This is a genomic window from Kutzneria sp. NPDC051319 (genome assembly GCF_040682195.1).
In the GTDB taxonomy this organism is placed as follows: Bacteria; Actinomycetota; Actinomycetes; order Mycobacteriales; family Pseudonocardiaceae; genus Kutzneria.
The window spans coordinates 1-13809 of the sequence record NZ_JBFBAM010000064.1; the positions used below are offsets into that span (position 1 = coordinate 1).

Annotated in this window: 11 protein-coding genes; 4 read left to right on the forward strand and 7 right to left on the reverse strand. The window is 70.4% G+C overall.

The features are described 5' to 3' along the window. Nucleotides 1–32: 32 nt before the first annotated feature. Complete coding sequence (locus tag AB0M73_RS38590) at nucleotides 33–1133, reverse strand: RICIN domain-containing protein (protein WP_363902071.1); 1101 nt, start codon at nucleotides 1131–1133, stop codon at nucleotides 33–35. A 94-nt stretch (nucleotides 1134–1227) separates the two neighbouring features. Further along, on the reverse strand, nucleotides 1228–1989 hold the full coding sequence (locus AB0M73_RS38595; RefSeq protein ID WP_363902074.1) for a glycoside hydrolase: 762 nt from the start codon (nucleotides 1987–1989) through the stop codon (nucleotides 1228–1230). 487 nt (nucleotides 1990–2476) lie between these two features. On the opposite strand from AB0M73_RS38595, the gene AB0M73_RS38600 reads away from it, so the two are divergent. Next, nucleotides 2477–4339: a glycoside hydrolase family 44 protein gene (locus tag AB0M73_RS38600; protein ID WP_363902077.1), complete on the forward strand. Its 1863-nt coding sequence runs from the start codon at nucleotides 2477–2479 to the stop codon at nucleotides 4337–4339. 99 nt (nucleotides 4340–4438) lie between these two features. On the opposite strand, the gene AB0M73_RS38605 is transcribed toward AB0M73_RS38600, so the two are convergent. Both AB0M73_RS38605 and AB0M73_RS38610 read right to left on the reverse strand, forming a co-directional pair. After that, nucleotides 4439–5530 (reverse strand): glycosyl hydrolase, encoded by a 1092-nt coding sequence (locus AB0M73_RS38605; protein ID WP_363902080.1) that lies wholly within the window; start codon nucleotides 5528–5530, stop codon nucleotides 4439–4441. Nucleotides 5531–5622: 92 nt separating this feature from the next. Then, nucleotides 5623–6939 carry a cellulose binding domain-containing protein gene (locus AB0M73_RS38610; protein WP_363902083.1) on the reverse strand — a complete coding sequence of 439 codons (1317 nt, stop codon included), beginning with the start codon at nucleotides 6937–6939 and terminating at the stop codon, nucleotides 5623–5625. A 284-nt stretch (nucleotides 6940–7223) separates the two neighbouring features. Here AB0M73_RS38610 and AB0M73_RS38615 point away from each other — a divergent pair, with 284 nt between their 5' ends. Together AB0M73_RS38615 and AB0M73_RS38620 are read left to right on the forward strand one after the other, a co-directional pair. Next, nucleotides 7224–8555: an RICIN domain-containing protein gene (locus AB0M73_RS38615; protein ID WP_363902086.1), complete on the forward strand. Its 1332-nt coding sequence runs from the start codon at nucleotides 7224–7226 to the stop codon at nucleotides 8553–8555. A 64-nt stretch (nucleotides 8556–8619) separates the two neighbouring features. Beyond that, nucleotides 8620–9639, forward strand: coding sequence for a YncE family protein (locus AB0M73_RS38620; RefSeq protein ID WP_363902089.1), 1020 nt, complete (start codon nucleotides 8620–8622; stop codon nucleotides 9637–9639). A gap of 102 nt (nucleotides 9640–9741) precedes the next feature. On the opposite strand, the gene AB0M73_RS38625 is transcribed toward AB0M73_RS38620, so the two are convergent. From AB0M73_RS38625 to AB0M73_RS38635, 3 genes are all read right to left on the reverse strand, one after another. Continuing rightward, nucleotides 9742–10287, reverse strand: coding sequence for a TetR/AcrR family transcriptional regulator (locus AB0M73_RS38625; RefSeq protein ID WP_363902092.1), 546 nt, complete (start codon nucleotides 10285–10287; stop codon nucleotides 9742–9744). Then, nucleotides 10280–11293 carry an agarase gene (locus AB0M73_RS38630; RefSeq protein ID WP_363902095.1) on the reverse strand — a complete coding sequence of 338 codons (1014 nt, stop codon included), beginning with the start codon at nucleotides 11291–11293 and terminating at the stop codon, nucleotides 10280–10282. Before AB0M73_RS38630 ends, AB0M73_RS38625 begins: the two co-directional genes overlap by 8 nt. A 131-nt stretch (nucleotides 11294–11424) precedes the next feature. Further along, the gene (locus AB0M73_RS38635) at nucleotides 11425–12699 is read right to left on the reverse strand and encodes a PHB depolymerase family esterase (RefSeq protein ID WP_363902098.1); all 1275 of its coding nucleotides are present in this window, start codon (nucleotides 12697–12699) and stop codon (nucleotides 11425–11427) included. A gap of 193 nt (nucleotides 12700–12892) precedes the next feature. Here AB0M73_RS38635 and AB0M73_RS38640 point away from each other — a divergent pair, with 193 nt between their 5' ends. Then, nucleotides 12893–13717, forward strand: coding sequence for a PaaX family transcriptional regulator C-terminal domain-containing protein (locus AB0M73_RS38640; RefSeq protein ID WP_363902101.1), 825 nt, complete (start codon nucleotides 12893–12895; stop codon nucleotides 13715–13717). Nucleotides 13718–13809 lie beyond the last annotated feature (92 nt).

Below are 13809 nucleotides of genomic sequence, written 5' to 3' on the forward strand. Positions count from 1 at the left end.
CACGAGCCCGTGATGCCGGCGGCCGAGGCCGGTCAGAACGCCGATGGTTGCGTCCACCGCTGGTTGGCCTGGCCGTTGCACGACCACAGGATGATCTTCGTGCCGTTCGCGGTGCCCTGTCCCGACGCGTCGAGGCAGAGTCCGGACTGGACGCCGCTGATGGTGCCGCTGGAGTTGACCCGCCATTGCTGGTTGGGCTGCCCGTTGCAGTCCCACACGACGACCTGGGTGCCGTTGGCGGTGCCCTGGCCGTAGGCGTCAAGGCACTTGCTCCCGTAGACCGACAGCTGCCCGCTGGACGTGACCGTCCACAGTTGACTCGCCCGGTTGGCGCAGTCGGCCAACTGCGCCTGTGCGCCATTGGTGTCCTGCACGTCCACGCACCGGCCCGACTGGGCGCCGACGAGCTCCCGGCCCGATGGCACGACGGGATCGCCGATGCTGCCGGGCACCGAGCGCAGCGCGGTGAACCAGACCGTGGCCATCTTGTCGTAGCCGGCGGCGGTGGGGTGGATGCCGTCGACGAGGTCCGCGGCGGTCAACGCCGAGTGCATGTCCACCAGGTGCACGTGCTTGCCCGCGGCCGCCTTGCTCTGCACGATGCCCGGGATCGCGGCGTTGTACCTCTGGACGGCCTGCTCCTGCCCGGAGTTGGCGAGCGGGATGATCGTCGCGACGAACACCTCGGCCGTCGGTGCCGTCGCGGTGATGTGGTCGATCAGCCCGGACAAGCGGTTGGGTGCGTTGGCCACGTCGTCGTTCTGGAGGATGTCGTTGGTGCCGATGTGCAGCAGCACGCTGTGCGGGGTGGTGTTGCGCAGCCAGGTGACGATGTTCGCGTCGATCTGGTCGATGCGCCACCCCGAGTGGCCCTCGTGGTCGTGGTCGCCGAGGGAGGCCGGGCCGTTGGACAGCGACCCGACGAAGTCCTCCCGGTAGCCGGCGGCCACGAACCGCTGCCAGAGTCCGATCCGGTAGCCGCCGGGGGTCTGGACGCCGTCGGTGATGGAGTCGCCCAGCGGCATGATCCGGACCCCGCCGTTGGATTCGGCGGCGGCGGTGCCGAAACCGAGCAACGCGCTGGTGGCCAGGGCCACCAGCGCCGCGGCCAGCAATCTGAGCCCTGTTCGCATTGTTTGTCCCCTCGGTGGTCACGAGATGACGTTGGTGGATCCGATGGTCCGGATGGCCGTCGTGGACGGCGAGCCGACCCGGACCCGTGGTGGGTCAGCTAACCGAGGTGCTGAAGGACTGCACACCGAGGCCGGCGCCGCCCTGCCAGGGCTCGAAGCCGAACTGGATGCTGGTGAGGTACCAGGACCGGCTGATCTTGCCTCGCCCCACCGAGTCCGAGGTGAACGCGCCGATGTCGACGTTCAGCGAGGTCGTGGGCGAGGTGCGGACGTAGCTGATGACGTTCCAGCCGGTGTTGCCGAACCAGACGTCCCAGTTCGCGCCGCCGATCGACACGGTGGCGATCTTGGAGCCGACCGGCTGCGGAGCGCCCTGGTGGTTGCCCCAGATCATCAGCTCGGCGCCGGTGTTCTGCCCCGACGGGTTCGAGTTCGGGTCGAACCAGATGTCGTACGCCGCATCCCACTGTCCGCCCGCGACGGTGTAGGCGACGGAGGAGCGCACCGAGTGGAAGTTGGCCACCTGGCGGGGAAGCCCGCTGCCGCTGGTGCAGTTGCCGTAGTGACAGCCGGCGTAGACGGACGGGTAGGACGCGGGTGCGCCGTTGGTCGGCTTGTTGTGGTTGGCCGTGGTGACCGTGAACCCGTCGTCACGGACGGAAAGGCACTGCGTGGTGTCGTCGCCCCACTCGTTGTTCTGCACGATGTAGCGGCCGCCCGACACCCGGACGGATCCGTACTTGTCGCAGAGCTGGGTGTCGGCACCGGCGGCTGACGTGGTCGTCAGGGTGGTCGCACCGGCAAGCAGGGCGGCCGCCCCGAGCACGACCGTCGTCCTCCACAGCCTTGACAACATCAACACTCCCTTGTGGTGGCGAGCAGGTATGGAAGCGCTTCCACACGGAGCGTGCCCAACCGTGGACGGTTCGTCAACCGGTCGAGCCGCACCACGACGACGGCGCCGCGCGATCGTTGCCGGCTAACGGCTTCCCCCGTGAAAGTTTCAGAGTCGGCACGTCCGACCGGCCGGCAGCCGAATCGGCCACCACGGCGAAACGACCTCACCGCCGTGCCCGGCGGGAAGGCGGCGCGTGGTGCGGTTGGCCTGCCCCTCTACGGCGACGGCTGCGGCGAAAGACACTGACACGCCGACGCGGCAACGGTTTTTCGATGGGGACGGTGGTCGTCGGCGACTTGACGGATGTCGCATGCGCTCAAGCATCCTGTCGCCAAGTCAACAATGTCCGCGCACAGGACCGGGTGGAGGCGTCGTGGTGGGTACTCGGCGATGGCGGAGGCGACAACCGGTGACGGCCGTCGGCCTGGCGACTGCTGTCCTGGCAATGATGTTCACGGCCCCGGCGGCAACGAACGCCGCGGCGGCCACCGGGCCCGCGCTGTCGATGGACGTCTCCGTCGCCCGGCACGCGATCAGCCCCGACATCTACGGCCTCAACGGCGGCGATCCGGCGTTCAGCGCCGAGATCGGCCAGTCGGTGGCGCGCTGGGGCGGCAACGCGGCCACCCGCTACAACTTCAAGAACCACACCTACAACACCGGCAGCGACTGGTACTTCGAGAACATCGTCGCCGACGACCAACACTCCGTCGAGGGCGTGGTCAAGTCCAACCTCGACCGGGGCATCAAGCCGGTCGTCACGGTGCCCCTGATCGGCTGGGTGGCCAAGGACTCGCCGGCGTCACACCCGTTCGCCTGCGGCTTTCCGGCGACCCGGTTCCCGCAGCAGGACGGTTTCGACCAGTGGGACCCGAACTGCGGCAACGGCCAGCTCAACCAACAGAAGCTCACCGGCGTGCCCACCGACACCTCGATCCCGCAGGACGCGTCGTTCGACGGCGAGATGGTGTCGCACCTGGTGAGCCAGTTCGGCACGGCGGCGCAGGGCGGCGTGCCGATCTACGAGCTCGACAACGAGCCGGTGCTGTGGTCCAGCACGCATCGCGACGTGCATCCCGAGGCGGTCTCGGACGACGAACTGGGCAACAAGGGCACCGCGGCCGCCGCGGCGATCAAGGCCGCCGACCCGAGCGCCGCGGTGCTCGGCCCGTCCGGCTGGGGATACTGCGAGTGGGTCGCGTCCGGGGTGGACGGCTGCGGTCCGGGCGCCGACTCGGCCGCGCACGGCGGGCTCAACCTTTCCCAGTGGTACCTCAAGAACATGAAGGACTACAGCGACGCCCACGGCCGGCGCTACCTGGACTACTTCGACCAGCACTACTACCCGCAGATCAGCGGCGACAAGGACCCCGCGTCCGACGCGTTGCGGCTGCGCTCCACCCGGTCGCTGTGGGACCCGACCTACGTCGACGAGTCCTGGATCGGGCCCAGCGGGGTCAACGCGCCGCCGCTGCAGTTCATCCGCACCATGAAGTCCTGGGTCGCCCAGTACAACCCGGGCACCAAGACCGCCATCACCGAGTACAACTGGGGCGCGCTGGACGACATCAACGGCGCGCTGGCCGAGGCCGACGTCCTGGGCATCTTCGGCCGTGAGGGCCTGGACCTGGCCACGTTGTGGGGCGAGCCCAAGCCGACCGATCCGGCGGCCTACGCGTTCCGGATGTACCGCGACTACGACGGCGCGGGCAGCCGGTTCGGCGACGTCAGCGTGTCGTCGAGCTCGGCCGACCAGGGGCAACTGGCGGTGTACGCGGCGCAGCGCTCGGCCGACAAGGCGGTGACCGTCATGGTCGTCAACAAGACCGGCGGCGACCTGACCTCGCCGTTGTCGGTGGCCGGGTTCGACAACGCCGGCACGGCGCAGCGGTTCACCTACAGTCCGGGCAATCTGGGCGCCATCGTGCGCGGCGGCGATCTCCAGGTGAGCAATGGTCACGTCGACGCGACGTACCCGGCGAACTCCATCACGCTGTTGGTCCTGCCGGCGGCCGGGTGCTCGGCGAGCCTGCACGTCAACGGCGACTGGAACACCGGACACGTGGCGACGGTGACCGTCACCAACGACCGTCGCACGGCGGTGACCGGATGGCGGGTCAGCTGGACGTGGCCCGGCGACCAGCAGGTCACCAACTCGTGGAACACCAGCCTGACGCAGAACGGCGCCACCGTGGTCGCCAAGGACGCCGGGTGGAACGGCTCGATCGGTGCCGGCGGCAGCACGACGTTCGGGATCCAGGCCACGGGGCCGGCGGCATCGCCGACGCTGACCTGCACCCCCACCTGAGCCGACCCACGCAGCGGCTCAGGTCCTGGCCACGGGACCGTGTCGGAGGGCCGCCGGCGCACAACGCCGGCGGCCTTCCGGCATGACGCGGGAGAAGGACTACTCGGGCAGTGGCCGGAAGGTGCGTGGCACCGCGGCCGCCGCACAGCCGGCCGCGGTCGCCCATCGCCGGTGGTCGCCGGAGCCGAGGAGCTCCCGGAGCCCGGGCAGCCCCGGGGTGAGCGACCAGCGTTCCTCCTTGTCGATGTCGAACCAGGTGAGCAGGCGCAGGTTGGGGAACCGGCCGGCGGTCAGCTCGGCGATCATCGCGGCGACCCAGTCGCGCTTGCTGCCGCCGTCCTCGCTGCTGGCGAACTCGGGCAGCATCACCGGTTTGCCGGGATCGATGGCGCGGGCCCGGGCGTAGGCCGCGGCGAAGGTGTCGACGAAGCTGGCCCAGTGGTCGACGTTCGGGTCCCAGGACGGGCCGAAACCCCAGTTGTAGCCGTCGATCCCGATCCAGTCCACGTATGCGCCGCCGGGATAGGCGAGCGCCTCGTCGTTCCAGTCGGCGGCGGGGCTTGCCCCGTTGTTGTAGGCCCAGCACCACTGGACGTTGTGCGCGCCCTGGGCACGCACGATGTCGTGCACGCGCCGGTAGGCCCGCACGAAGGCCCGCGGATCCTGGTTGTTGGTGGCGACCGCCCACGGATACCAGTTGCCGTTGAACTCGTGGCCCCAGCGCACGATCAGTGGTTTGCCGTACCGTGCGAACTCGCGGCCGCGCGCGGCGACGTAGTCGTCCCACTGCCCACTTGTGATGGCTGCCAACGTGATCTGCTTGGGGTCGGTCAGCGCGAGTGTCGGATCCCAGGGCTCCCAGGTGAAGTGCGGAAGCACGTTGCGCCGCCAGAGCGCCTCGGCCGTGGCCACGGGGAACGCGGCCCGACGGCCCCAGTTGTCGAACCACATGACGCTGGCGGGCACGGCGCCGTAGTCGGCGAACGCGCTGGCCGGCACGGTCGACTGGTCGGCTACTTCCCGGAACAGGCCGAAGTAGCGCTGTTGGTCAGGCAGCGGGCCGGCGACGGGACCGCGACTCGGCGCGGCGGCGTTGGCCACCGCCTCGGTGCCGGCGGCAGCCATGAGCGCGGTGATCGACGCCGTGCGGAGAAGTGCGCGTCGAGACAGGGGAAAGCCTGGTTCGGGCATCGGATCTCCGTTGCTCGGGGACGGCTGTGGGAGCGCTTCCATATATACCCCGAGCGGCTTCGTTCGGACAACGTTCGGGCGCCGGACAGGGCTCAGGCCGCCCGGCACGTCAGGTTGGTCAGCGCCTGATCGGCGCCGTTGACGGTCATGCCCCAGCTCGTGCTGCCGCCGGCCGCGATCGTGCCGTTGTAGCCGGCGTTCCTGGCGCTCAGCCGCGCACCGGACTGGGTGACGGTGGCGTTCCACGAGTTGACCAGGGTCTGGCTGCCGGGGAAGGCGCCGTCGACGGTCCAGGAGGTGGTCGGCGTCGTCCCGGTGTTGGTGACGGTGACGGCGGCCTGGAAACCGCCGGACCAGGTGCTGGTGATCGACTCGGTCGCCGTGCAACCGCCGGGCGGCGGCGTGGTGGACGAGGGCGGGGGAGTGGTCGTCGTGGTGCCACCACCGCCGTCGCCGGTGGTGTAGCTGACCTGTGTGTACGGTGCGGAACACTGCCCGGAGCAGGATGCCGGCAGCGAGAACGTGTACACCCGGCCGTTGTTGACCAGCGTGTCGTCGGCGTCCAGCACACGGATCTGGAACTGGCTGCCGCCGGAGGTGGTGGGGGACAGGACGTACGCCTGCCCCATGTCACCGTCCATCGCGGCGTTGGTCCACGCGCCGTTGGCGTAGTACTGCACGCCGTGGATGCCGTTGGGCAGGTGGGAGATCGCGGTCGCGCCCCACCAGGTCTGCGCGCCCTGCAGGAAACCGATCTGGATGTCGCCGGTGTAGTTCGGCGTCGGCACGAACTGCCAGGAGATGTGCCGGTTGTTCCAGTGGTCGGCCAGCCCGCTGCCGACCGGGGCGCCGTTCGACACGAACCGGCTCAGCGAGTCCTGGTGCAGGTCCAGGTGGTGCGGATCGTCGCGGCACCACGCGTTGGAGTCGGCGCAGCTGTCCGCGACCAGCATGGTCAGCGTGGCCCCGTTGTACCGGTCGCCGACCCAGGAGCCGTTGCGGCAGAACGGTTGGCTCTGCGCGCCGTCGTTGGTGCCGGTGCAGTAGTCGCCGATCGTGACCTGGACGTACCGGTCGCAGTTGAGGCCGTTGTCGAACATGCCCAGGATGCCGGACTGCGACGCCGGCACCGGGCGCGGGTGCGTGGCGTAGTCGCCGGGCGTGTTGAACACGTTGAGCGCCACGAAGTCCTGGCTGTCCAGGTTGGCCTGCGGCACCCCGCAACCGCCGTACGGCGCGCCGAGTCCGCTGAAGTAGGTGGCGTTGCCGGTGACCGGCGATGGCGTGCCGGTGACGTCGAGTGCGGCGGCGGGTGTCTGGAACAGCAGCAGTCCGACGACGGCCGCGAACGCCGTCGCCGGCAGCACCCTCGCGCCGAGCACGAGTCTGGTCCCGCGCGACCTGCCCATGATCACCCCTTCCGAACGTTGCTCGTCGGCGTTCATTGCGCGGCGCGGCCCCGGCGGATGTCAACGGCCGGGCGCCGTCGCCACGAAGAATCCCGGCTCACCGATGAAACTTTCCGGAACGACGCCGGTGGCCGGGGGCGATGGCGGCCGCGTCGAACGGATCGAAACCGGCGAGTGGCCAGCGGCGATCCGCGGCGGCGCCTCGCGCCGGTCGGCCGGCGTCGTTGATGTCGCGCAGGCGGTTTGTCACGCTCGGGGGAATGTCCGCGGCGGTGGAGGCGATCGTGCGAGGAAGCAGGAAGACGAGCCGGGTGACCGCGATCGTCGTGGCGGTCCTGGCCGTGGCGACCACACTGGCCGCGGGCGTGCTCGCGGCGCGGCCCGCCCTCGCCCAGGCACGGCACGTCACGGTCGGCAATCCGTACCAGCGGGGCCCCGATCCGACGGTGGCGATGATCGAGGCCAGGACCGGACCGTTCGCGACGGCGTCGGCGAGCGTGCCGGCGGGCTACGGGTTCAACGGCGGAATGGTGTACTACCCGACCGACACCAGCCTGGGCACCTGGGGTGCGCTGGCGATCGTGCCCGGCTATTCCGCGCTGTTCGCCAACGAGGAAGCGTGGATGGGGCCGTGGTTGGCCTCGTTCGGGTTCGTGGTGATCGGCGTGGAGACGACCACCCGCACCGACAGCGCCGACGCCCGCGGCACGGAACTGTTGTCCGCGTTGAACTATCTGACCACGCAGAGCCCGGTGCGCGACCGGGTCGACCCGAATCGGCTGTCGGTGCTCGGCCATTCCGCGGGCGGCGCCGGGGCGATGCTCGCGGCGCAGCGGCAGCCCACGCTGAAGGCCGCGGTCGGCCTCGCGCCCGGCTCGCCGGTCGGAAACCTGTCGCTGGCCACGGACACGGTGCCGACGATGGTGATCGGCGGCCAGAACGACAGCGTCGTCACGCCGTCCTACCTCAGCGGCCTCTACGCCACCATGCCCGCCTCGACCCAGAGCGCCTTCGCCCAGATCGCCGGCGCCGACCACGTCTACTACACGCGTCCCAACAACGTCGAGACGAAACTGCTGATCCCCTGGCTGAAAACCTTCCTGGACAACGACACCCGGTACGTGCCGTTCCTGTGCCCGGCGCCGCCCGATCCCAGCTCCCTGTCGATGTACGTCCCGAAGTGCCCGTACGTGCCCGGCGGCAGCGGACCGGGCGGCGGCGGGAACACCGGTGCGCTGCACGCCGTGGGCGCGGCCAAGTGCCTTGCCGCGCCGTCGTCCGGCACACCGGGCACGCAGCTGACCATCGGCACGTGCGACGGGCAGGCCCGGCAGACCTGGACGCGAACCGCCACCGACCAGCTGACCGTCACGACGGCCGGCGCCACGCTGTGCCTGGACGCCAGCGGCCAGGGCGGCAGTCCCGGCACCAAGGCGATCGTCTGGTCCTGCAACGGCCAGGCCAACCAGCACTGGAACGTCAATTCCAACGGCACCGTCACCAGTGCGCAGTCCGGGCTGTGCCTGGATGTCACCGGCGGCTCCGCCGCCGAGGGCGCGCCGGTCGAGCTGTGGACCTGCAACGGTGGCGGCAACCAGCAGTGGCATCTCGGCTGACGCCGGCCGCAGCCGGCGCACCGGACAGTTTCACAGCCCGTCGGCCCATTCCAACCATTACCGATTGCTTACCCGTTCGGCTGATCCACCGCCGGAGAGGGCAGGGTGGCGGGATGCGACGCGTGGTGGCTGGACTTGCCGTGACTGTGCTGCTCGCCGGCTGCTCGACGCCGGGCAACGGCAGTCGGCCGCGGAGCCGGCCGCCGCGCCCACGACCGACCGGCCACCGGCCGGCCGCGTCGTGCACGTCGGCGACCAGGCCGAGGGCATCGTGGCCGATGCGACGACACACGTGGTGGCGGTGGCCACCAGGAATCCGTACGAGCTGGTCCTGCTGGACGCGAACAGCGGCGACGTCGTGCACCGGACACCGCTGCCGGGCCAGCTGCGGCACCTCCAGCTGAAGGCCCAGGGCGGTCCGGTGCTGGTCCCGGACGAGGGCGCGGGGCGGCTGATCGAGGTCGCGCTGCCCGGTGGCGACGTCACCGCGAGCGTGCCGGTCGGCACCTTTCCGCACGACGCGACCGCCGCCGCCAACGGCACCGTGTTCGTCTCCAACGAGCACGGCCACAGCGTGGCGGCTGTGCGTGGCGGCAAGGTCGTGCAGACGTTCACCATGCCCGAGCAGCCTGGCGGCATCGAGACGATCGGCAATACCGTGGCTATGGTCGATGTCCGGGACGCGACGTTGACGGCCTACGACGCCGACAAGCTCACGCAGCTCGGCTCCGTGCCGGCCGGTGACGGCCCCACTCATATCGTCGCCGACAACGAGGGCCGTTTTGTTGTCGTGGACACGCGGGGCAACGCCCTGCTGGCCTTCAAGGATCTCAAGCCGGTCGGCTCGCTTGCGTTGCCTGGCACCCCGTACGGCGCGGCGTTCGACCGGGTCCGTGACCGGATGTGGGTGACGTTGACTGGCGCCAACGAGGTGGTCGGTGTCGATCTGGCCGGCGCGCAGCCGAAGGTCGCGGCGCGGTTCCCGACGGTCCGCCAGCCCAACACGGTCGCCGTGGACAGCGGCACCGGCCGGGTTTTCGTGGCCGGGGCCGCCGACGGTGTCGTGGAGATCATCGATCCGTGACAACCGCTCGCATGGGCCTGCTGGCGGCGTCTGCGGCAAACACCATCTAATCACTTAAGGGCACGGTATCCCGCTGCCGGTTCCGACCTGTGCAGGGTGCGCCTACCCGGCTGGATGTGCCAGTAGCGCTGCCGTCACGACCTTGTCGGCGAAGGCGTGGTCCACCTCGGCGTGGCCGGTGAGCAGGCGGTAGTGCAGGGGTGCGAAGACCAGGTCCAGCACCAGGTCCGGGTCGCCGGTGGTGATCAACGCTCGGAGGGGTTCGCGGCGGGGCAGGAACCAGTGCTCGCGCAGCGAGGCGGCGAGGTCGGGGTCGCTCTGGGCGGCGCCGAGGAGCTCGCACAGCAGGGCGCCGAGCCTCGTGCCGACGTAGAGGTCGACGAAGTGCCGGGCATGGGCGCGGAGTGTCTCGGCGAGGCCGGCGGGGGACCCGGGCGGCGGGGTGCTGCGGGCTCGGGCGAGGAAGGCCTCCAGGGCGACGGCGTTCTTGCCGGGCCACCAGCGGTAGATGGTGCGCTTGCCGACGCCGGCCTTCGCGGCGATGGCATCCACGCTGACGGCCGCCCAGCCGCCGGTCACGAGAAGTTCCCACGTGGCGTCGAGAACGGCCTGGTGCACCTGGGGATTGCGACGGGACTGGTCAGGCACGGCGGTTCACCTGCGTGACCCGCTCCACGAGCTCGGCGTACGGCTCGTCCCACGGATCCTTCAAACCGAAGCCCCGCTGGGGATTCTCCACGTAACCGCACCAGTGCCAGCCGAGTATCCAGTCCTCGGCGGCGAACGTCGTCGCCAGCAGCTCGTACGCCTCGGCGCGGGCCGCCTGGTCGGGTTCGCTGCCGGTCCGATGTGGACTCATCGTGGTCGGGCACCAGTTGCCGGTGTCGGCCACGAGCACCGGCAGGCCGGTCCGGTCGTGCCAGCGGGAGATGGTCGTCATGGCGGAATCCACCGCCCGGCCGGGAAAGGTCTGCACGGACAGCACGTCCACGTGCTCTGCCATGGCGTCTAACACCGGGTCCGGCGCGCCGGCACGCGTTCCGTAGCGATCCCCGAGGATCAGGTGGTTCGGGTCGTGCCGGCGGATCGCCTCGGTCGCCACCCGGTAGTAGGCGCGGGCGCTGTCCTCCAGCGGGCCGTCCCAGCCGGCCCCGGTCGAATGCCCCGACCACGCCGGGCCGTCGACCAGGAAGTACCCCAGCAGCAACGGGTCGTCCGGGCGGCAGGTCGTGCGGGCCAGGTGGTCGCAGTACTCGGCGAAATCCCGCGACCGCGGGTCCCGGTAGGCCGGATATCCGTTCCAGCTCTCGATTTCCGCCACCCGCAACGCCAGCGTGTACGGCATGCCGGCGTCGGCGAGGGCCTCGCCCGGGATGCCCGCCGAGTGCGGCAGGTCGACCGGCGCGCCCGAGGTGCCCAGGCCCGTGCCGCTGATGTACTCCGGGGTCCAGCCGATGGTGGTGAAGCCCCACGCCCGCAGGTCCGGCACGAGCCCCTCCCGCAGCCACCGCCGCCGCGAGCCGCCGTAGCGCGAGCGCCAGATCTGCCGGTTGTGCGGGTAGCGCAGGTTGGTGTCGTCGGCGTGCGAGATGCCGATGGATCGGAACGGCCGGCCGTCCGGCGAGGTCAGCCGTCCGTCGGTGAGCCTGAACATGGTCTGAGGATACGATCCGGTTCGTCTCTCTCGCAACTCGCGCCGGACCTCCGGACGCGGGCGTCACCCGGTGCTGAGCGCGCTAGGGGGCTGCCGGGCGGTGCGCCCGGCAGCCCCGCGTCTGGGACGGTTCAGGCGGCGGTGCAGGACATGCCGTTGAGGGTGAACGAAGCGGGTTTGCCGGTATCGCCGGTGTGGGTGGCCTGGAAGCCGATGGTGGTCGAGGTGTTCGGCGCGATCATCGCGTTCTGCGTGGCGTCACGCGCCGTCACCTGGCCCGATGATGGCGAGTAGGTGGCGTTCCAGCCGGATGTGATGGCCTGTCCGTTGGGCAGCGTGAAGACCAGGGACCAGCCGTTGATCGGGCTGGCGCCGGTGTTCGTGATGGTGATGTTCTCGGTCAGACCGGTGTTCCAGGCGTTCACCGTGTCCGTGACGCGACAGGTGCCGGACCCGGGTGGCGGAGTGCCGGAACCGGTCAGACCGAAGAACGCCACGGCGTAGGCCGCCATGCCGGCCGCCGGCAGGCTGTGCCCGGCGCCCTGGATGCTGTACGCCTCCACCTGGACGGCGCCGGCGGAGTCGGCGTAGCGACGGCGGTCCCAGCCGGACTGCGGGCTGTCCGTGGACGTCGGTGTCTGGCTCAGCCCGAACACATTGGTCCACTGCTTGATTTCCTCCTGCAGCAGTGAGTACGGCACGAGCGGGTCGGCGGTGCCGTGCCACAGCTGCATTCGCGGCCGGGGACCGGTGTAGCCGGGATACGCCTGCCGGACCGCGTCGCCCCACTGCTGTGGGGTCCGGTTCATGCTGCCGCCGGTGCACTTGCTGCTGCCGGGCGGAAAGTCGGCGGCGTTGGCGAAGCAGTTGAAGGGCACGCCCATGAACGCGGCGCCGGCCTTGAACACGTCCGGGTAGAGGGCGAGCATCTCGTTGGTCATCATGCCGCCGGAGGACGATCCGGTGGCGAAGACCCGGTTCGGGTCGCCGCCGTAGTGCTGCTCGACGTAGGTCACCATCGAGACGATGGAGACGGGGTCGCTGCCGCCGCCGCGGTGCTTGGCCGCGTCCGACCAGGTGTCGAAGCAGTTCCCGAAGCCGGCCTGCTGCTCGGCGCTCGGGTAGATGACGACGAAGCCGTACCGGTCGGCCAGCGCGGCGAACTCGCTGCTGGCGTAGAAGCCGGGTCCGGAGCCGCCGCAACCGTGCATGGCGACCACGACCGCCGGTGTGGCCGGGTGCGGGTTCGGCACGTAGACGTGCATGCGCATGCCGCCCGGGTTGCTGCCGAAGTTGGTCACCTCCAGCAGGGACGCGGCCGCCGCCCGTGGAGCGAGGGCAACGCCGGTGAGGGTGATCAGCAGGGCACTGACGAGCGTCACGAGCGCGGTTCTGGTTCCAGTCATCGTGGGCCCTCCGTCGGGGACTCGTCGCCGGGGACGTTAGGCACGGCGTTGACGGCCGTCAACGAAGTGCCGAACGTTGCCGCTGTGCCGCAGGCATTTCCCTGGTACTTCGCCGATCGTGCGCGGTAACTTTCATTGCCCGGCCCGGTGATGATCGCCGGCCCGCGGCGAACGGCAGGCGAGAGGAGTGGCGATGGTGGCGGCCGTTGCTCCTTCCGGCGGCGCGGCCGTGCGGCCGGAGGCACTGCTGCTCACCTTGTTCGGGGACTACGTCCTGGATCGCGGCATCGCCGTGTCGACCGGCGGTGTCATCGCCGTGCTCGGGCGCCTCGGCGTGAGCGAACGCGCGACCCGGGCGACGCTGAGTCGGATGAGCCGCCGTGGCCTGCTTCGGACGATTCGTCAAGGCCGGCAAGCGTTTCTCGGCCTGGCTGCGCACGGCGCCGCGGTGCTGCGCGACGGGCAGCGCAAGCTCGACGGCGACATCGTCGAGCGGCACTGGGACGGCCGGTGGACCCTGCTGACGTTCTCGCTGCCGGAAAGCCGCCGCGCCGATCGGCATGCCCTGCGGACCCGGCTGGGCTGGTTCGGCTTCGGACCGCTGCGCAGTGGCCTGTGGGTCTCGCCCTCGGCCGAGGACATCTCGGTGGCGCTGGCCGAGCTCGACCTCCTGGCGCACACCGAGGTGTTCCGGGCGGAGGCGTTCATGTGGACCGATCCGGCCCGCATCGCCCGGGAAGCCTGGGACCTGCCCGAGATCGCCGCCGGATACGACCGGTTCCGCCGGCGGTGGACCGACACGGCCGCCGAGGAGTTCGACGAACTGGCCCGACGGGTCCGGCTGGGCGCGGAGTGGTTGCTGCTGATCCGCCGCGATCCGGTGCTGCCAGCGGCTCTGCTGCCGGCGGACTGGCCGGGAGTGCGTGCCGCGGCTGTGTTCCGCACCCTGCGCCAGCAGTGGGCGGGTCCGGCCGACAGCCTGGCCCGAGCGATACTCACGGCAGTAGTGGACGAATGACGTCGCCGGGCCGGACGTGCGACGGGACTCCTGCGGTCTCGGCGCGAAAAAGCCGTTGCTCTTCGATTTCCTTCGATGCAAGCCTCGGTCCG

Excerpts from the sequence above, each read along its gene's own strand:
- AB0M73_RS38630 (WP_363902095.1), bottom strand. The coding sequence starts at position 11,293 with ATGTTCAGGCTCACCGACGGACGGCTGACCTCGCCGGACGGCCGGCCG.
- AB0M73_RS38640 (WP_363902101.1), top strand. The coding sequence starts at position 12,893 with ATGGTGGCGGCCGTTGCTCCTTCCGGCGGCGCGGCCGTGCGGCCGGAG.
- AB0M73_RS38590 (WP_363902071.1), bottom strand. The coding sequence starts at position 1,133 with ATGCGAACAGGGCTCAGATTGCTGGCCGCGGCGCTGGTGGCCCTGGCC.
- AB0M73_RS38635 (WP_363902098.1), bottom strand. The coding sequence starts at position 12,699 with ATGACTGGAACCAGAACCGCGCTCGTGACGCTCGTCAGTGCCCTGCTG.
- AB0M73_RS38595 (WP_363902074.1), bottom strand. The coding sequence starts at position 1,989 with ATGTTGTCAAGGCTGTGGAGGACGACGGTCGTGCTCGGGGCGGCCGCC.
- AB0M73_RS38605 (WP_363902080.1), bottom strand. The coding sequence starts at position 5,530 with ATGCCCGAACCAGGCTTTCCCCTGTCTCGACGCGCACTTCTCCGCACG.
- AB0M73_RS38600 (WP_363902077.1), top strand. The coding sequence starts at position 2,477 with ATGATGTTCACGGCCCCGGCGGCAACGAACGCCGCGGCGGCCACCGGG.
- AB0M73_RS38610 (WP_363902083.1), bottom strand. The coding sequence starts at position 6,939 with ATGGGCAGGTCGCGCGGGACCAGACTCGTGCTCGGCGCGAGGGTGCTG.